Consider the following 18,490-nt stretch of genomic DNA (forward strand, 5'->3'; position numbering starts at 1 on the left):
GGCATTAAAAAAGCTGACTATTTTAAATCGATTTTAAATCGATGTATTTTTTAACCGATTTATTGTTGAAAGCGCATCGATAAATCAATGGCTTTGATATGCTTCGTCAATGCACCCATTGAGATAAAATCCACCCCGGTTTCTGCCACTTGGCGTAGATTGGTAAGGCTAATATCACCTGAAGCTTCAAGCTGGCAAGGCTTGCCAAGACTAGCAACCTGCTCGACCGCTTTTTGGGTATCTTCAATGGTAAAATTATCGAGCATCACGATATCAGCATTGGCAGCGATGGCTTGGTGCAACTCATCAAAATTTTCTACTTCGACTTCCACTGGCTTATTGGCAATCTGACGCGCCTGACTGACTGCTTGAGCGATACCGCCACACGCCATGATATGGTTTTCTTTTATCAAAAAGGCATCGTATAGCCCGATACGGTGATTATTACCGCCGCCACATAGCATGGCGTATTTTTGCGCATGGCGTAGCATTGGCAAGGTTTTACGGGTGTCTAACAATTTGGTCGGTAGTTCTGCGATGACCGCCACATGGTTGGCAACCACAGTGGCAGTAGATGATAAAGTCTGTAAAAAATTGAGCGCGGTACGTTCACCCGTCAGCAGTGCCCGGGTGTTACCGATGAGCGTCACCAAAACTTGATTAGCTGTCACAGCGTCACCGTCTTTGACTGCCCAATCAAGCTGCATATTGGGGTCAAGCTGGCGAAATACTTCATCCACCCATGCCTTACCCGCGACCACCATCGGTTCACGACAAATAATGGTTGCCGTATCGCGCTGTGTTTCGGGTATTAATTGGGCATTAATATCCCCAGTGGCGATGTCTTCTTGCAGCGCAAGTGCGACTTGTTTGGCGATTTCAATACGTAGTAGTGAGCTGATGTGCGGGGTGGTGACCGAGGTGTCACTAATGGTTGGGCTAGCAGCAGACATGCAAATAATCCCTTATTGTCGATGGGGCATTTTCGATGAAGTATGTTAGATTGTATTATCGCCTATTCTTTGGGGGCTTGGGTAGTAGTTTGTTGATATAAACGCAGGGCAATCAACGCCAAAGCGGCTACAATCGCAGCGAGTACACCCCACAGTGCCCATGTTTTGTAGCGTTCAAACGACGCGTTGGGATTATTTAATGCCTCGATATTTTGCATTTGTCCTTCAACGGTATTGCCGAGGCTGGTTAGTTGTTGGTTGGATAGCGTGATGTTGGGTTGTTGTAATATGCGTGGCTCGTTAATCACCAGTCGATAAGGCGCTGTGCCTTGTGCTAGAAAGTAAATCTCATACATGGGCGTTAACAGATTGACCGGCAAATCATCTTGCTGCATTTGACCGCCCAATTGCAGCGACTTGGTCAATGTCGGTTGCCAACTGACCGTGGTATGGTTTTTATCAATTTGTGAATTGGCTAAAGTTTTATCATTACTTACATTAGCGGTTTTGTTGATTTTAGCCAATTGATTGGCTTCTTGCTCAGGTACCTTGATGCTCACTTGCCACAGCTGATTTTCGGGGACAAAAAAACTCACCCCTGTGGTCAACATGGGCTGAGCAAGGCTAAGCCGCCATTGGTTGGTGTCATCTTTGACTTTTGAAAAACTGGCGCGGGTCAAGAAGAAACTTGCCTCACTCACCATGCGATTTAAACTGGCTGCCTCAAGATTGATAGGCTGATTTGCCACCACTTGCCAATACCGATAATTGGCTTGCTGCGGCTCGATGGCAATAGCATTGCCTGTCGCTATCGGCTGATTGCTGCCATCAGCTTGCGGCGCTACCATTTGGCTATGTTGGGCAGGCTGGCTAGGTTGACCACGTTGGCTAGGGCTAAAGGGGCTGACCACCGTTTGGCTGACCATCTGCCAGCTTTGTAAGTCATCACTGCCATAAATTTGCAGTTGCAGTGGGCGCTTGCTGGGCTGGGCTGAATTCACGGGTAAAAATTTTAGCCAAAGATTGACTGCTTGCTCGGTTGATAAAGCAGGTTGGTTTTTGGCAAAGTTGGGATTGGTTAACCACCAAGTTCTGACCGGGCTATTGGTAACAGCGGCGACTGGGTTTGAGGGTAAATTACTAAGGTCAATATTAATCGATTGTTGGTTGTCTGGGTTATCAACCTGTACGGACAACGCATGGCGTAATTTTTCCACCGCATTGGGATTATCTGTCTCTACGCTAACTACTTGCAATACTTGATTGACGGATGATTGTTTGCTGACAGGGCGAATTGCCATCGGCATAATATGACCTTTGGCATCAACCAATCGGTAATTTTGTTTATCGCTAATAGTTGCCCCATTTTGCTGCATGATTAAAGCTAACAAACTGGGCGTTAACGACGAAAATTTTACCAGTTGGGCGCTGTTGGGGTTGTCCGCTTGACTCTCTCCCGGTAAATCAATGTCGATTGCAAAGCTATTTTGCAATGCCTCAAAGCCATAGCTGATACTATCAGTGTCATGCGCTTGCTCTGACTTGTCAACGATGGCAGGCGCTACCGTGGTCGTGGTGGTTTTTTGCGAGGCAACAGTGACGGATGCCGTTTGCGCGGGGTTTTGGGCATCTGCTTGCGTGTAAATGATAGCTACTAACAATAGCGGCGAAACTAAAGTTGCCGATAAAATACAGGCGCGGTGTTTGGCTAATCTCACGTGACAGTGCTTATTTTTTTTCATTTTTACTTCATTGTTAATTTATAGTTACTATAGAATTCATAGCTCCTATATAATTGATATGGCTTTACAAGCTCACCCATTGCGATGGACATTGACAAAAACTCCGACCAATTAGACTTAACCAAAAAACAGCGTAGCGTGTGTTTGGGTTATCGACATAAAGCCGTCAGTCATAACTAATCTAAAAATTTGGAAATCCTAACATCACATGGTTAGCATCATTAGACAGTATCAACCTTAAATTTTTATGTTAGAAAATAATAAATAGCATTCTAACTTATTGATAGTAATTAGATTTATAATTTGGTTAACATAAAACTTTGCCCTATAAGGATATTAACAATACCCACTCAAAACTTCTATACCGTGCTACAAACCACTAACAAGAGAACCGATATTTTGGATAAATTCCAGCCAGATGTTACAATTTAAAGACAATTAGGCAGCAAGTCTTTGTGCATTTAGCTAAGCCCGCCTGTCGTAAATACGAAAAATAACCCACGTTATTCACGATTTTTAGTAGGGGTTTACCTAGCTTTTTTTGTCTGCATTGGGTTTGTCTAGCTTAAGTTTATCTGACTTTGGTTTGCCTGATTTGGGTTTGCCTGATTTGGGCGGTAAGGGTGCAAGATAACCAATGACTAGCATCAACAAGCCTGCCCCGATAAAAGACACCACACGCAGTACCGCACTGGTATTAGACATATCAATCAATACCAACTTGGCAACCACCATGGTTAATAATGCGATACCGGCAAACCATACCAAGCGAATGGCTTTTTTGTTTGCCAAGAACATCAATACCATCGCAATGACGGTCCATAAGATAGTCAGCCCCGTCTGTACCATACTGACTGACCAAGCACCATTTTCCCACGTCGGTGTGCCCCAAACGCTGGCAAACCCACGCACCAACATACTGCTGACCGTCAAAAATGCCCCTAGACCGCAAACCACCAAAACGATAGTACGATAGTTGCTATCAACTTTGAGTGCCACATAAGATTGGTACAGTAAAATGCTGATTAAGGTCAAATCCAGCGGATTGAGCAGGGGCAGATAAACGCCCAATAGCTGACCGTCTAACGAGAAATTGGCAGACAAACTCCAAATAAAGGTCATCGGTAGCAAAATATAAGCACTGTGTTTAAGTAGCCAATCAACCTCTAACCAACCAAGCAAACGACCACCAAACGCCTGAAGTTTTGGCAACAACAACAAACTCATCAGCCCAAGCACAGCCAGCACGGTCGGTAAAATAGTGATAATGGCTCGAAGCTCCTGGGCATGTTGCCAATAGTTAAATGGCACTTGTTGTAGCATCCAAGTTAGCATGGCAATCAGTACCAAAAACCAAACGAGCGCGTCAACGCTTGTATCGGGTCGGTCGCGGTGCCAGCGACTAAGCAGCCACGCGCCTAGCAATTTTGCGATGGCTAAACCGCCGAGCATGGCGAGCAAATAACGCCCCAACCCGCTAAATGCTGTGATGTGATAATCGTTTAGGTCTACAACCGTCTCGACCTTAACATGGGTGAGACAGACTAGCACCCAACTCATCATCGCAAACGGTAAAATCAAGCGGCTCACCTTACGCATACTGCGCCAAACAAAACGCTGATGCATCAGTTGTCCCACAATTAAAAATACCGCCATACCCACGGCAAGTTTGATAGTGGTGGTTTTGCCATCGTTGTTCCAAAAGGGGGCAGCGGATAAAATCGCCGACAGATACAGCACAAACCCAACAACCACAAGCGCGGTGGCAACAAAGCTGTGACTGGCATTATCAGCAATTTGTTGAACCCGTTTATACGTCGTTTTGACTGCCTCAGGTTGAGTTTGAGGCTGAGTTTGAGGCTGGGCTTTAGCTTGGAGTGTGGCTGCCGTTTGGGGTGTGGCTGCCGCGATATTGCCCCTACCATGACGCAAAATAAAAGCAGACAGCAGTACACACGCAGCCAATACGGTCAGTGGCAAGGTGGATGAAGCAGCCACTATAGACATTTGGTGCGGAATAGATAATTGATCCAGTAGCCCATACCAATGCCGCATGAGGGTATCAAAGCCCACCAATAACACGATACTAAAGCCTTGCAATGCCAACCCAAAATATACCGTCCAGCGTCTTTGGGTACGCGCACCGAGCCACACCAATGCAGCACCTTGCACTGCCCAACCGATACTAATCCATTTGGCTGATAGCGCCAGTGGTATCACCAAAGCCAAAAACCCACAGCCGAGTGCAAGGCTGGCTTCAATGAGCAGCTCAAAGCTGTTATCAAATTGGTTGTTGGCTTGTGGGTCGCCTGCGATGCTACGGCGATGATGTTTGAGCAGCCACAGTCCTAAATTCAAATAAATAGCCGATAACGCACTGCTCGCAAAGGCCAGATGATAAGGCAAATCATTGAGCAAGCTTGCCATCAGCCCAAACCCTAGTAACGCTGTACCAAACAACAAGCCTGAATCTATCGATAGAATCGGGCGTTTGGCTAACCCCCTGTTCATTTGTAGCAGCGTTTGGTTATAGCTCACGACCTGCTGAGAGTATCTAACTGCAATAAACAAATACAGCGCCATGTGCCCAACCAATAACCCCAGCAGTTGCCAGCGTAATGACAGCCAGCCTGCACCTGCACTATTGCCACTAAATGCACGAAATCCCCACACATACGCAAGCCCAAAGGTCACTGCTAGGCTGAGCGCATTGAGCAATTTCCAAGTGCGATAATGGGCAATCACCGCAACCGCTATATTGAGTAATAAATAATAACTAAATAACATCACCACACTACCGTCAGGTCGGCTGACCAGTATCGGCGCAAAAAACGCCCCACCGAATGCCAAGACCGCAAGCGGCAGCGCATTTTGCCACACCGAAAACATCACTGTTAACCCTGCTAGTAACGCAAGCACGCCGAAGGTTAAGGTTGATGGTAGTAGTCCATACAATTTAAAACTCGCAAACACCGTCAAATAAATCACCGCAAAGCCGACGCCTTGCAAGGTTAAACCGTAACTGCGTTTTTTGGCAGTGGTGCGATAGCCGACTACCGTTATCACAAAGCCACCTAACGCTACCAGCGCCATGCGCACGGGCATCGATACCTCAATATATTGGCTGGCAAGTTTGAGTAATAGCACCACGCCCACTAGCAACACCAGTGCACCGACACGCACCACCAAGTTTTCCCCAAAGAACCATTGGGTGGCACTTGCCCAAAGCGATGTCACAATATTGGTAGCGCTTTCATCATCTCTTAAAGAATGAGAAGAAGGAGATGATGACTGTGGCAAAGTGGGTTTATGCGGTGGGGCTGCGTCATTCACGGACGGCTGCGTTGCCGTTGGCGCAGTTGAACTAACCGAAGCGTCAAGCGTGTTCGCCATTGGCAAAGAGGCAACTATTGAGAGGGGCGCTGGGGAGGGCGTTGGGACGGTGGCTTGACTGATGGGCTGCGTAATGGGGTCAGTAATAGGGTCAGTGACAGGCTGATTTTGGCGGCTATCGCTTGCCGATTGCTGGCTAGATGATGGCTTTGCCTCGCTGCTTAGGATATACACGGTTGCCATGACGTCAGCGAGTTGTTTTTGCAGATTGTCGAGCTTGGATTCAAGCCGGGTAATTGCTTTTTGTTGGGCAAAAATTTTATAAAGCGCCCCCACGACTGCCAGTATCAACGCCGCTATAATCGTATCCATCAAATGCTCTACCCTTGTTATCAGCTTAGCGATAGCATACCATTTTTTTGCAAAATTGCTTTTTTTTAACTGTGTCTTTCGGTTAAGGTGATGATAAGCCCATTTTATGCTAAATTAGCCACATGATTAAGTAGCGTTTTACCAACTATTTGAAACACCATTTTGATGATTGGGCGGGGTATGGTTATGTCGAGATTTAGCATTGAGCAGGGTTTGTTAAGCCCATGCGAGTTTGTGGCGTCACCCAATTTTGGACAACGCCCCGACCCTAACGATATTCACCTCATTGTGATTCATAACATCAGCTTGCCGCCCAGTGAATTTGGTCTAAAAGATGACCAAGGCGAGCATTTTGTTCGTGCATTTTTTCAAAATCAGTTAGACCCCAAAGCCCATCCGTATTTTGCAACCATCTATCAGCAGCAGGTCTCCGCGCATTTGTTTATTGAGCGCGACGGTAGGGTCACGCAGTTTGTGAGCTTTGATGAGCGGGCTTGGCATGCTGGCAAATCTAGTTATTTGGGCGTGCCAAACTGCAATGACTATTCGATTGGGATTGAGCTGGAGGGTGATGATTATAGCGAGTTTGATGATAGGCAATACCAAGCGTTAAGTGGCGTGATTGCCGCGATTTATCAAGCTTATCCCAAAACCATTAATCATATAGCCGGTCATAGCGATATCGCGCGCGGTCGCAAGTCCGACCCGGGGCTGTATTTTGATTGGGTGAAACTAAGAAAAATGGTCAATAAAAGTTAAATCAGCCATTAGATGCCATTAGATGACTTTCAAAAATTTATCGTATGGCAATTTTGTAGGATAACGATTTTGTAAGATAACAATTTTGCAAAGTAACAGCGCCCAAATCAAACTACGAAATCCCATCACCACACCCACTTCTCGGCAAAACTTGCAGCGATTGTTTCATGTCAAAACTTATCAAATCCACCGCTATTATTAGTTTTTTTACCTTATTTTCACGTATCTTGGGTATGATTCGCGACATGGTATTGATGAGTGTATTTGGTACGGGCGGCATGATGGATGCGTTTTTGGTGGCATTCAAATTGCCCAATTTTTTGCGGCGGCTGTTTGCTGAAGGCGCCTTTGCCCAAGCTTTTGTCCCTGTACTATCCGATTATCAACACCAAGCCCAAAATAACGACATGACCGATAGCAAAAAAGCCTTGCTTGGCATTCAAATTCTTATCAGTCGGGTGGCAGGTACGTTATTGTTGATTTTATCAGGTCTTACCGCCGTGATAGTCATTTTCGCGCCCGCCGTGATTGCTGTGTTTGCGGTGGGGTATCTGCATGAGCCTAGCAAATTTACAACCGCAGTTGAGCTACTTCGTATCACTTTTCCTTATTTGTTATTTATCGCCATGACCGCGTTTGCTAGTAGTATTTTGCAAAGCGTGGGACGGTTTGCCTTGCCTGCCTTTGCACCGGTGATTTTAAATGTGTGTATGATTGTGGGCGCGATTTGGGTAGCGCCGCTGCTTGCCAAGCCAATTTTGGCAGTCGGTTATGCAGTTGCGGTGGCAGGTGTGCTGCAGCTATTGATTCAATTACCGCAATTGCACAGCCATCATCTGCTCGTGATGCCCAAGGTTAGCTTTCGTCATCCTGGCGTGCGACGGATTTTAAAACTCATGCTCCCTGCGCTGTTTGGGGTATCGGTTACCCAAATCAATATGCTGGTCAACACGGTATTGGCTTCAACCATGGTCGATGGTTCGGTCTCTTGGCTTTATACCGCAGAGCGGATGAGTGAGCTGCCGCTAGGGCTGATTGGGGTGGCGATTGGTACGGTGATTTTGCCCATTCTATCCAAAAGTATCGCAAGCGATGACCATCAACAATTTAGACACACCCTAGATTGGGCGACGCGATTGACGGTGCTGGTCGGCGTACCTGCATCCATCGCGCTTGGCATGATTAGTAATGTGCTTATGATATCCCTGTTTGAACATGGCGAATTTGTACGGCAAGATGCCATGATGAGTGGGCTTGCGCTACAGTGCTTAGCGGGTGGGATTTTGGCATTTATGCTGATTAAAATATTTGCCCCAGCTTTTTTTGCCCGTCATGACAGTCGCACCCCTGTCAAAGTCGGTGTGATTAGCGTGATTGCCAATGTCGTGTTAAGCCTAATACTGGCTGGGTTATTTAAAAAGTGGCAAATCGCACCCCACGCCGGGCTAGGGCTTGCCAATACACTGGCGTCTTTTATCAATGCGGCGCTGTTATATTTTTATTTACATACCCAAGGTATTTACCGGTTTGGTGCGGCTTGGCGACGATTAGCGATTATCTTTGCCATGGCAAATGGGGCAATGGGGTTGGCACTTGCCGCTGGTATTCATTTTTTCCCGATTACCGCGCATCAAGGTATTCGTATTGTTGCGCTATTGGCGCTGTGTGTGGTGGGCGCTATGGTGTATGGCGCAGCGCTATTAATCGCTGGCTTTAGGCTATCAGAACTAAGACCGCATCATAGCGTTCAATAAACAATAGACAACGGAAAACAGACAAAAAAACGGCTAAATAAAATTTATCTAGCCGCTTTTTTTAACTGAAGTTTTTAATTGAGTTTTGTGACTGATCTTTGCACGTAAATTTTTTAACCTATTCATCTATTAAGGCGCCAATGCATTAGCGCTTTATCGAATTTTGGCAATCTTTATTGTCACAAATTCCATATAGTACCAGCGAATGCCCTGATAGGGTAAAGCCAAAGTCTTTGGCGACTTTTTCTTGCAGCGCTTCGATTTCTTCATTGTGAAATTCAATGATTTTGCCGCATTGGTCGCATACCAAGTGGTCATGGTGCTCATCTTTGGCGATTTCAAACACTGACAAATTGTTTTCAAAATTGTGACGCTCGACAATCCCCGCTTGTTCAAACTGGGTTAACACGCGGTAAACAGTCGCAAGCCCCACGTCTTCACCGTGCTCCATCAAGGCTTTATACACATCTTCCGCGCTCATGTGATGGGATTCGGCTTTTTCTAGCAATTCTAAAATTTTCAAACGCGGTAACGTGACTTTCAAACCGGCACGACGCAAATCTTGGTTGGTAAAAGACGACATAAAAATCCTCGCACCTATCAGGTGTCGCTTATAAACTAAAAATTATAACTATAATAACAAATTCGATAAAATCCCACAGTAAAAAAACGTGACATCACTGGCAAAAGCGCCCTTTGAAAGATAACGGGCGAATGCAGGCTAAAGACAAAGTACGCCAACCACCAGAACGCCAAATACCAAACCACCACGGCGTTTTACACCCAAATATTAACTGTATGTAAAATAATTTAAATTTTGCGGTCAATAGGTAGGCAAAAAAACCCAAATCACGTATGATAAGTCGTAAATTTTATCGTTCACCATCTCAAAGCGGTTTGACAAATGACATCTATCACAACACTATCAAAAAAACTGGCAGTCCTGCCTTTGGTTGCCGTAATTAGCAGCGTCAGCGTATTACCAGGTTGCTCATGGTTTAGCGTGTACAAAATCGATATCCCACAAGGCAAGCCGATTCATGAAGACAAATTAAGCCAAGTGCAAGTGGGTATGAATGCCAATCAAGTGCTGTATATACTAGGTAGCCCAACCTTTAGAGACACTCTAAATCCGGTACGTTGGGATTACCTGTATGATTTTACCCCAGGTACTAACGCCAAACGCGCCAACAAGCCCGCGATTCACAACGCCCAACAATACGCCAAAATTTATTTTGACCAAAATGGTATTGTCACCAGCATTGAACGCCCAGCGGTGACTCAGTAAGTTTTTCTGATTAAAAAAGCCAATCATTGCCGTGATGCTGTGATTGGCTTTTTTTTGTGAGATACACAAGAATACTGGGTCACGCCCTCATCGGTTGGATTTTTTGGACAGTAATTTGCGTTTGTTTTGCGAGTCGATGGTCAAAGGGCGATAGATTTCGATTCTATCACCTGTGTTGATAGCACTTTGCCAGTCTAGTTTATGGGAAAACACACCGACACTATAGCTAAAAATCTGCGGATACTGCTGTTGCCAGCCTGTTGCATTGACTGCATCAATCACGCGGCTATCATCAGCAAGTTGCAGGGTTAACCGCAACTGTGTTTGGCTATCAGGCGCAAAGGCTATATCTACAGTAATCATTTCGCCAATCCTAGCACCCACCCCACCATCGCCAAAATCACCGCCAATGGCACGATAATACGCACCGCAATGCGCCAAAGGTTATATAAGCCTTCCGAGCTAAAATTCAATGATTTGCGCAAATGGCTGATTTTCATTTGCCAGCCTGCAAATACGGCTAGCCATACCGCCGTGACTAAACTTATCACGATAATCAACTGATTGAGCCAAGCGGTTGGCACCATGGCTAGCGCAAGACTAAGCACTGCCAATACCACCAATGCCAAAAAATTAAATTGCTGTTGTTGCAAGCGTAGTGACACTTGATGGGTCAAGATATGCAGTAAATACGCTGCCCCTGCCAGCATCGCCAATGCATTCAGCACTGCCGCCATTGCGCTGTTTGGCGATAAAGTCATGGCAATCAGCGCACCCGCTAATAACTGAAAACTCCACACCGGTAATACATAGCGACTCGCGGATTCGCGTGCGTCATCGGCAGCCGTGTTGCTCATTGTGAGCATTTGGTGGGTGCGCGCATGCCAGTATAGTCCTGTACCTGCGCCAACACAGACTAGCGCCAACACGACCGCCCCTGCCCACTCCGTCAAGGACGTGGCTGTCATCTGCCACGCCACAAACCCACCCTGCATGACATTGACAACCAACGCGGCAACAGCAAAACCGACCGCCAACCAACCTGCCAAATGCTTGATAAAACTCAAACCAATTACTATCAGCACCATGATGGCTAGCAAGGCAGGCAAAGCAATATTGCTTACTAGCGGATGGATAATCTCGCCACTACTTGCCAGTAAATGCCCCACGACCGCCAGCAGCAGCACAATAGTCAGCCAACCAAACCCGCGCCAAACCGTTGACACGTCAGCTTCACGGGTCAACATGGGCAGACCGACCAGCGGAGAGGTACCACTACGATGCGCCAAACCAATCTCTGCAAACACTAATGGCAAGCCGACCAAGGTCATCGCCACCAACCACAACAACCAAAAATCAATCTGCCCAATGTAGTCACGGCTAAACCAAGTAAAAACCAGCAGCGGCAGCAAGCTTGCTATCAACATCGGCTGTAAACGATTAAATGGCATGGTGTTGGATTCCTTTGTAGCGGTAAGTTGTTATCATAAAATTGTTTGAGTCGCTAAAGTGATTTTAAAAAAGTGACTGTAAAAAAAGCGACTTTGAAAAACTGATTGTAAAAAAAGTGATTTAAAATTAAACGCTGCAAAAACTAAATCGCCGCTATTTTAGCAAACCCACACCGTATGCAAAACCCACCAACGCAAAATCCACACAAACTTATCAAAAATAGCTGTCAAAATAAAAAACCCTGCGTATCACAGGGCTTTCTTTATGGCTGCGCATTATTGCTTAACATCAAAAAGCGCAGTTACACGTGCGGTAAAATCGCAGGCATCAAATCATGAAAGGTACGACCTGACGCGGTTTCACCAATGGCATGCATTTTCCACTCACCGTTATGACGATAAATTTTTGCCAAAATCAGCGCTGTATGACTGCCTTGGGCTGACAAATCATAACGGGCAACTTCACTGTTATTACTAGCATTCACCAAACGACAAAACGCATTATTGACCGTGGCAAAAGTTTGACCCGTAAAGCTATTGACAGTAAAAACCAAGGCTTGCACATGGTCAGGGATACGAGATAAATTAACATTAATCACTTCGTCATCGCCATCACCAGCACCAGTGCGATTATCGCCTGTGTGTTGTATGCTACTGTCTTTTGACTGCAATTGTCCAAACCAAATCGCATCCACCATTTGTTTGTTGGCATCAAGCATGATACACGACGCATCCAAGTCAATGCTGCCGCCTGCGCTGCCACCACCACCGAACAAGCCACCCAAAAATCCACCTGATTTTTGCGGCGCAGCACCGACATCCCAACCCAGACCCATTTTGATTTGACTGAGTGCGCCACCTGCTTCTTTTTCTAACGAGATTTTTTGACCTTTCGATAAATTCACTGCCATGTTGGTTTCCTTATTTTATGTTTTTACTATTCTATCTAGCTATGTTTTAAGCTATGTTTTAAGAGGTTAATAACGGTTTAGCACAAATTGATTATAACAAACCGCCCAAAATACCTTCATTGCCACCGCGTCCGCCTGAGTTTGACCCCAGTAAACTTTGAATCCAGCCTTGGTAAGTATCACGGTTGCGCGAGCAAATCACTACTTTGCCCTGACCTGAGAACTTTAGTACCATGCCTTCGCCACTCGTGACTGAATTGATGATATTGCCCAAAAAGCCTTTTTTCTGGCTGGTCGCCATTGACAGGCTATATTGCAGTCGGCTATCCCAGCATACCACGTGACCATTATCAATAATCACATCTTTATCAGGCGTGACATCAATCTCAAACAAAGAACCAAACCCAGATACCACGAGCTGACCTTGGCCTTGCGTTTGCATGACCATAAAGCCCCCCGTATCGCCAAATATAGCGCCGCCTAAATTGCGCTGTATATTGGCACGCAAATCAACGCCATTGGTCGCTGCCACAAAGGCACCGTCACTGAGCGTATACTGATTGGCACCGACGTCTAAAATTTGCATATCACCATCAAGTGTGGGCGCAAGTAAGCAGTCACCCTCACCATTGACCGCTTCAATTTGCTGTTGAAAAATCGACTCGTCATTGGCAAATCGGCGCATCAAAGCTTGCATGATGCCGCCACGCATCTGACCTTTAAGCTCAAGATTTGACTCCATCATGACCATGGCATTGGATTCGCAATAAATCGAATCGCCTTTTTTGAGATTACAATGCAAAAATGGCTCAATCGTCCCAATCATACTAAACGTCGCTGCCATAGGTTAATGTATCCTTATAAAATAACTGGCAAAAATGATAATAAAAGTAGCTAAGTTTGAAAAAGTCCTTAGGCTGAAAAAAGCGCTCAGGCTGAAAAAAAGGGGCAAGCCGATGCCACCCCATTGTTAAAAAAATGTTAAAAAATTTTAGCCAAAAAACTAAACAGCAACGCCATATGACGCAGCCAATGGCCCTAAACCGCCAGCAAAACCTTGTCCAACCGCGCGGAATTTCCACTCGCCATTGTTCTTATAAAGTTCACCGAAAATCATCGCCGTCTCGGTGCTGCTGTCTTCTGACAAATCATAACGAGCCACTTCGGTGCCGCCTTGGGTATTCACGATGCGAATATAAGCGTTTGCTACTTGACCAAAGTTTTGGTTACGCGCTTGACCCTCATAAATCACCGCACAAAATACCACTTTGCTTACATCAGCTGGGACTTTAGACAAATCTACTTTGATGACTTCATCATCGCCATCGCCTTCACCGGTGCGGTTATCACCCGTATGCTCTACTGAGCCATCGGATGATTTTAGGTTGTTAAAGAAAATAAAATCTGCATCTGTTCGTACTTTACCCGATTCATTGACCAAAAACGCGACCGCGTCTAAGTCAAAGGCTTGCCCGTCAGTGGCACGTGGGTTCCAGCCAAGACCAACGGCCATGTTGGTTAAATTCGGTGCTTCCTTTGATAAATTAACATTACCACCTTTGGTTAAGCTAATTGCCATTGTTTTATCCTTTGTAATAAATTTTTGAAATCAAATAAGAAAATCGATGTCCGTTGTCATGCGCTGCGCCTTTCAAGCTCAGACTACAAGTGCCTAGAACAAAAGCGCGCCCAGAATAAAAGACTCAAACACCGTAAAAAATCGCCTAAAAAAACAAAACGTGAGCCGAAACTCACGTTTTAACTATACCTTTGGTGGTAGAATTTGTCCACCATTCGGCTACATTAAGCTGTTATATTTATGTGTCAAAAGCTTAAGGGATATTAAGCTCAAGTCAACATCCTACATACCGCTACGGTTAGGCATGAGCCCCTGTCTTTTAGCGTCTTTTAGTGTTTCGCCAAGGCTGCTTCGCGTTTACGGTAACTGATAGAGTTAATCACTGCCCATACGATAAAGGCAATCCCAATCAAACCCGTCACGATTTCTGGCACTTCGATATGCACAGTTGCCAATAGCATGATGACCGCCAACGCGCCAATCGCATAATGCGCGCCATGCTCTAGATAAACAAACTCATCAAGCGTGCCTTTTTCTACCAAGAAAATGGTCATGGATCGCACAAACATCGCACCAATTGCCAAACCGAGCATGATGATAATCACGTCATTGGTAATGGCAAACGCACCAATCACCCCATCAAAACTAAACGACGCATCGAGTACTTCTAGATACAAGAAACCTGCGATACCGCCTTTGGCAATCGCGCCAGCGACTTCTTTGCCTTCAATCACATCGGGGGTTGATTCATCATCATCGTCCGCGCCTTCTAAAAGGCTTGATAACACATTGGTTGCTAGATAAATCAAAATACCAAACACACCTGCAGTCAATACCGCGGCTTTACGCGCTGGATCTACCCAAAACAGTGCTATCATCAATAACGCCAATGCCACAAACACGCTCATGGCATCGACTTTGCCAAATCGTGCCAATTTACGCTCAAGCCATTCAAACCACATCACTTCTTTTTCATCAAAGATGAAGTTTAAAAAGACGAGCAACAAGAACATACCACCAAATGCGGCAATCTCAGCATGGTGCTCAATGAGCTTTGCCGAGTATTCTTTCGGGTTGTTGAGTGCCATGTTGATGACATCCATCATGCCCATATCCGCAGTCACCGCGACGATGACAATCGGAAATACCAGACGCATACCAAATACCGCGATGAGCATACCCACAGTCAAGAAAATCATTTTCCAAAACTTATCCCAGGTTTTGAGTACCGAGGCATTGACCACCGCATTATCAAACGACAGTGAAATCTCCATCACTGCCAAAATCAGCGTGACAAACAGCGCCGACATCATAGTGCTAACGCCACCATGTGAAAAACCCCACCACGCTGCAATTGCCAATGCAATCGTGGTAAAGACAATATCAAAATAAAAATGTCTCATAACAATCCTACAAATTGAAAAAATTAACGGCTAATAAAGTCATCTAACGCGTAAGATGATTGGATGTGCCTATCTTACACAACTATTTGTTCAATCATACTACAAATGTGTTACCAAACAATTGATTGCATGCTTAAACCATGCATTATGGCAAATATTCGCCAACTTGATGCATTTATGGGTACAATAGCGACTTTTAATTTTTTAAACCAAGCGCTGACTGCAAAATATTGCGATTAGCCTGTGTTTAAACCCTGTTTGGAAGCGTCGCGGTATGTTAGAAAACTTTATCACCCTTGTTCTGATTCTTACCCCCTTGGTGGTCGGGTTTTTGCTGCCATTACCGCAACGATTCATGCCGCTGGTAGACAAGCTACTGACCAACTTGGTGTTTGTGATTTTAACCTTTATTGGTCTTTCGTTGTCGCAGATTCCTGACTTATGGGCGCAGATTGGGTTTATTGGCACCAATGTGGCGATATTGGCGATTTGTACCCTAGGGGCAGGTTTTATCAGTTTGCTGATATTTGACAGGCTGCATCCTTGGCAACGTGCCCTCCCCCATGAGCATAGCCAAGCAGGTTTTAGCATCACCGGAAGTCTCGTTCAGTTGGGCTGTGTGGTATTGGGTTTTGTACTAGGCAAATTATTGCCAATAACGGATTTGCCGATTGATGGCATCATCAAGGGCTTGTTGATTTTGCTGATTTTGTTGGTGGGTTTTCAGTTGTCGCATTCGGGGATGACGTTGCGGCAGGTATTGGTCAATAAACGCGGCGTACAAGCCTGTGTGATTTTTTGTCTCAGTGTGGCAGTCGGTGGTTTAGTGTATGCACTGATAATGCCTGATGTGACCTTTACCCAAGGCTTAGCGCTATCTTCTGGCTACGGCTGGTATTCGTTGTCGGGAATTATCATGACTGATGCGTATGGCGCCGTTTGGGGAAGTGTGGCATTGCTCAATGATTTGTTACGTGAGTTCACGGCGCTACTGTTTATCCCTATGCTGATTCGCAAATACCCAACCACGGCGGTGGGTTTGGGCGGGGTGACCACCATGGATTTTACCTTGCCGGTCATCCAAAGCTCAGGGGGAAATGAAGTGGTACCGCTTGCCATGAGCTTTGGATTTTTGGTCAATATCATCTCACCGGTGTTAATGGTGGTATTTTCAAGTTTTGGCTAATAGCACAATCCTTATTAAATTAATATGCGCAAAACTCAACTTGTTGGTCGCCATATGGACTGCGTACTGTCACATAATGCAGACCTTTGGTGCGCGTATGAATACGATAGGTATTGTCGTCAATCCATTGACCTCGCAGCACACCCCGTGCATCTCTGATGTGGATACCGTCTTCCATATTGGCGGCTTTGACTTCAAAATCTTGGTTTTTTAGCAGATACAGACTGTAGGTTTTACTTTTGCTAAAATTGCCTGAATAACTGGCGCAGTAACTACCCTTTGGGAAAATAATTTTGGTAGCTGTCGCGGCAGTGGCAGTTTGGGTGGTTACCGCTACCGATAGCATGGCTATAGCTGCGCCAAATAAGGGGGCTGTAAAACGTGTTTTCATTTCGTTCTCCTTGTCTTTGTTTGACTATTTTTTGATATGACAATTTCCTATTACCGCTTGATTATTATTAGCAGATTTTCTAGTCACTTTCATGATAAGTTCAGTAAAAAAATTTGTTTGTTTTTCACTCACCATAAAAAACCCCGCTCATGTCATCACACGATCGGGGTCTTCGTATTCGCTAATACGATTATTTTCGCTAGTACGATTATTGGGCTAACGCAGGATAATCGGTATAGCCTTCTTGATCGCCACCATAAAAAGTGGCTGAGTTCGCTTTATTAAGCGGCGCATTTTGCTGAAAACGCTCAACCAAATCTGGATTTGCGATATAACTGCGACCAAAAGCGACCGCATCAATCAACCCATCACGAATCAGCGTGTCTGCTTTTTCTGCGGTATAGCCACCAGCACCGATAAGCACGCCGTGATAAGCATCACGAATTTGGCGACGGAATTCTGCGGTAAAGGGTTTTCCACCTGCCCAGTCTGGCTCGGAGATATGTAAATAGGCTAGGTTAAAGCTATCGATCAGTTTGATGATTGCTAACGCATCGTCTTCACTACCGGCATCCACACCATTGAATTGACCCAGTGGCGAGATACGGATACCCACTTTGTCACTGCCAATCGCGCTAGTAACTGCAGTTAGAATTTCTTTCAAAAAGCGCATACGGTTCTCTAAGCTACCACCGTATTCATCGCTGCGTTGGTTAACGCTCTCATACAAGAATTGATGAATCAAATAGCCGTGTGCACCGTGGATTTCAATAACATCCATGCCCGCTTCAATCGCATTACGCGCGGCATTGGCAAAATCATCGACAGTTTGTTTGATTTCTGCAGTGGTCATCTCACGCGCTGGCGTGGCAGTCACACGGTATACTTTGCCTTCGTCATCTCTTAACGAGGTGCGTACCGCATCACCCAAATCCACGGTTGATGCCGATACAGGCGGCTGACCTTGTGGACGCAAGCTATAATGCGATACTACCCCTGTGTGCCATAGCTGCATAGCGATATGACCGCCTGCTTGGTGTACGCTATCAGCAATCATTTTCCAGCCTGCAATTTGTGCATCACTAAAAACACCGGGCGCACCTGCGTAGCCTTTGGCATCGGCTGAGATATCCGTGGCTTCTGTGATAATCAAACCACTGCTAGCGCGCTGGGTATAATAGGTTGCCATGAGTGGCGTTGGCAAGCCACCAATATTTTTTGTTCCATTTGGCAAATCAGCACTACGCAGACGGGTCAATGGCGCCATAAAGACGCGGTTTGGCAAGCGCATCGCGCCCACGTTAATCGGTGATAAAAGAGCGGAGTAAGACATACATTCCTCGTGATTGTTGATTCATCTTTCGTTGA

The 18,490-nt window shown here is 45.6% G+C and carries 16 protein-coding genes; 4 read left to right on the forward strand and 12 right to left on the reverse strand.

The window, feature by feature from the left end; translation table 11 throughout:
* Positions 1-59 precede the first annotated feature (59 nt).
* The 3 genes from nadC to RTS10_RS06290 form a co-directional block, all read right to left on the reverse strand.
* Positions 60-953 carry a carboxylating nicotinate-nucleotide diphosphorylase gene (gene nadC, locus RTS10_RS06280; protein WP_312539652.1) on the reverse strand — a complete coding sequence of 298 codons (894 nt, stop codon included), beginning with the start codon at positions 951-953 and terminating at the stop codon, positions 60-62.
* A gap of 62 nt (positions 954-1,015) precedes the next feature.
* The gene (locus RTS10_RS06285) at positions 1,016-2,695 is read right to left on the reverse strand and encodes a DUF3999 family protein (protein ID WP_312539654.1); all 1,680 of its coding nucleotides are present in this window, start codon (positions 2,693-2,695) and stop codon (positions 1,016-1,018) included.
* Between the two features lie 531 nt (positions 2,696-3,226).
* A complete protein-coding gene (locus RTS10_RS06290; RefSeq protein ID WP_312539656.1) occupies positions 3,227-6,400 on the reverse strand; it encodes a DUF2339 domain-containing protein in 3,174 nt (1,057 codons plus the stop codon).
* Between the two features lie 180 nt (positions 6,401-6,580).
* On the opposite strand from RTS10_RS06290, the gene ampD reads away from it, so the two are divergent.
* Complete coding sequence (gene ampD / locus RTS10_RS06295) at positions 6,581-7,159, forward strand: 1,6-anhydro-N-acetylmuramyl-L-alanine amidase AmpD (protein ID WP_409455589.1); 579 nt, start codon at positions 6,581-6,583, stop codon at positions 7,157-7,159.
* Positions 7,160-7,326: 167 nt separating this feature from the next.
* Positions 7,327-8,913 carry a murein biosynthesis integral membrane protein MurJ gene (murJ, locus tag RTS10_RS06300; RefSeq protein ID WP_312539659.1) on the forward strand — a complete coding sequence of 529 codons (1,587 nt, stop codon included), beginning with the start codon at positions 7,327-7,329 and terminating at the stop codon, positions 8,911-8,913.
* A gap of 145 nt (positions 8,914-9,058) precedes the next feature.
* Here murJ and fur read toward each other — a convergent pair whose 3' ends face one another.
* Positions 9,059-9,496: a ferric iron uptake transcriptional regulator gene (gene fur, locus RTS10_RS06305; protein WP_201664863.1), complete on the reverse strand. Its 438-nt coding sequence runs from the start codon at positions 9,494-9,496 to the stop codon at positions 9,059-9,061.
* 321 nt (positions 9,497-9,817) lie between these two features.
* Here fur and RTS10_RS06310 point away from each other — a divergent pair, with 321 nt between their 5' ends.
* On the forward strand, positions 9,818-10,201 hold the full coding sequence (locus tag RTS10_RS06310) for an outer membrane protein assembly factor BamE (protein WP_007115778.1): 384 nt from the start codon (positions 9,818-9,820) through the stop codon (positions 10,199-10,201).
* An 87-nt stretch (positions 10,202-10,288) separates the two neighbouring features.
* On the opposite strand, the gene RTS10_RS06315 is transcribed toward RTS10_RS06310, so the two are convergent.
* From RTS10_RS06315 to RTS10_RS06340, 6 genes are all read right to left on the reverse strand, one after another.
* A complete protein-coding gene (locus RTS10_RS06315) occupies positions 10,289-10,564 on the reverse strand; it encodes an RnfH family protein (RefSeq protein WP_312539660.1) in 276 nt (91 codons plus the stop codon).
* On the reverse strand, positions 10,561-11,652 hold the full coding sequence (locus RTS10_RS06320; protein ID WP_312539661.1) for a hypothetical protein: 1,092 nt from the start codon (positions 11,650-11,652) through the stop codon (positions 10,561-10,563). Before RTS10_RS06320 ends, RTS10_RS06315 begins: the two co-directional genes overlap by 4 nt.
* A gap of 302 nt (positions 11,653-11,954) precedes the next feature.
* Entirely contained in the window at positions 11,955-12,563 is a 609-nt protein-coding gene (locus RTS10_RS06325) for a TerD family protein (protein ID WP_007115781.1), read from the reverse strand.
* A 91-nt stretch (positions 12,564-12,654) separates the two neighbouring features.
* Positions 12,655-13,407, reverse strand: coding sequence for a TIGR00266 family protein (locus RTS10_RS06330; RefSeq protein ID WP_309575017.1), 753 nt, complete (start codon positions 13,405-13,407; stop codon positions 12,655-12,657).
* A 159-nt stretch (positions 13,408-13,566) separates the two neighbouring features.
* Positions 13,567-14,142, reverse strand: a complete 576-nt coding sequence (locus tag RTS10_RS06335; protein WP_312522357.1) for a TerD family protein — start codon at positions 14,140-14,142, stop codon at positions 13,567-13,569.
* Positions 14,143-14,471: 329 nt separating this feature from the next.
* Positions 14,472-15,545 (reverse strand): DUF475 domain-containing protein, encoded by a 1,074-nt coding sequence (locus RTS10_RS06340; protein ID WP_312539662.1) that lies wholly within the window; start codon positions 15,543-15,545, stop codon positions 14,472-14,474.
* 274 nt (positions 15,546-15,819) lie between these two features.
* Here RTS10_RS06340 and RTS10_RS06345 point away from each other — a divergent pair, with 274 nt between their 5' ends.
* Positions 15,820-16,731 (forward strand): LysO family transporter, encoded by a 912-nt coding sequence (locus RTS10_RS06345; RefSeq protein WP_007115786.1) that lies wholly within the window; start codon positions 15,820-15,822, stop codon positions 16,729-16,731.
* A 19-nt stretch (positions 16,732-16,750) separates the two neighbouring features.
* On the opposite strand, the gene RTS10_RS06350 is transcribed toward RTS10_RS06345, so the two are convergent.
* Both RTS10_RS06350 and nemA read right to left on the reverse strand, forming a co-directional pair.
* Positions 16,751-17,122 carry a hypothetical protein gene (locus tag RTS10_RS06350; protein WP_312114662.1) on the reverse strand — a complete coding sequence of 124 codons (372 nt, stop codon included), beginning with the start codon at positions 17,120-17,122 and terminating at the stop codon, positions 16,751-16,753.
* A 208-nt stretch (positions 17,123-17,330) separates the two neighbouring features.
* Positions 17,331-18,455, reverse strand: coding sequence for an N-ethylmaleimide reductase (gene nemA, locus RTS10_RS06355; RefSeq protein ID WP_312539663.1), 1,125 nt, complete (start codon positions 18,453-18,455; stop codon positions 17,331-17,333).
* Between the last annotated feature and the right edge of the window lie 35 nt (positions 18,456-18,490).

It is taken from the genome of Moraxella sp. CTOTU47616, assembly GCF_032017465.1.
GTDB lineage: Bacteria > Pseudomonadota > Gammaproteobacteria > Pseudomonadales > Moraxellaceae > Faucicola > Faucicola tetraodonis.

Excerpts from the sequence above, each read along its gene's own strand:
- RTS10_RS06350 (WP_312114662.1), bottom strand. The coding sequence starts at position 17,122 with ATGAAAACACGTTTTACAGCCCCCTTATTTGGCGCAGCTATAGCCATG.
- RTS10_RS06310 (WP_007115778.1), top strand. The coding sequence starts at position 9,818 with ATGACATCTATCACAACACTATCAAAAAAACTGGCAGTCCTGCCTTTG.
- RTS10_RS06290 (WP_312539656.1), bottom strand. The coding sequence starts at position 6,400 with ATGGATACGATTATAGCGGCGTTGATACTGGCAGTCGTGGGGGCGCTT.
- RTS10_RS06345 (WP_007115786.1), top strand. The coding sequence starts at position 15,820 with ATGTTAGAAAACTTTATCACCCTTGTTCTGATTCTTACCCCCTTGGTG.
- RTS10_RS06330 (WP_309575017.1), bottom strand. The coding sequence starts at position 13,407 with ATGGCAGCGACGTTTAGTATGATTGGGACGATTGAGCCATTTTTGCAT.
- RTS10_RS06315 (WP_312539660.1), bottom strand. The coding sequence starts at position 10,564 with ATGATTACTGTAGATATAGCCTTTGCGCCTGATAGCCAAACACAGTTG.
- RTS10_RS06320 (WP_312539661.1), bottom strand. The coding sequence starts at position 11,652 with ATGCCATTTAATCGTTTACAGCCGATGTTGATAGCAAGCTTGCTGCCG.
- RTS10_RS06335 (WP_312522357.1), bottom strand. The coding sequence starts at position 14,142 with ATGGCAATTAGCTTAACCAAAGGTGGTAATGTTAATTTATCAAAGGAA.
- nemA (WP_312539663.1), bottom strand. The coding sequence starts at position 18,455 with ATGTCTTACTCCGCTCTTTTATCACCGATTAACGTGGGCGCGATGCGC.
- fur (WP_201664863.1), bottom strand. The coding sequence starts at position 9,496 with ATGTCGTCTTTTACCAACCAAGATTTGCGTCGTGCCGGTTTGAAAGTC.
- ampD (WP_409455589.1), top strand. The coding sequence starts at position 6,581 with ATGGTTATGTCGAGATTTAGCATTGAGCAGGGTTTGTTAAGCCCATGC.
- RTS10_RS06285 (WP_312539654.1), bottom strand. The coding sequence starts at position 2,695 with ATGAAAAAAAATAAGCACTGTCACGTGAGATTAGCCAAACACCGCGCC.
- RTS10_RS06340 (WP_312539662.1), bottom strand. The coding sequence starts at position 15,545 with ATGAGACATTTTTATTTTGATATTGTCTTTACCACGATTGCATTGGCA.
- murJ (WP_312539659.1), top strand. The coding sequence starts at position 7,327 with ATGTCAAAACTTATCAAATCCACCGCTATTATTAGTTTTTTTACCTTA.
- nadC (WP_312539652.1), bottom strand. The coding sequence starts at position 953 with ATGTCTGCTGCTAGCCCAACCATTAGTGACACCTCGGTCACCACCCCG.
- RTS10_RS06325 (WP_007115781.1), bottom strand. The coding sequence starts at position 12,563 with ATGGCAGTGAATTTATCGAAAGGTCAAAAAATCTCGTTAGAAAAAGAA.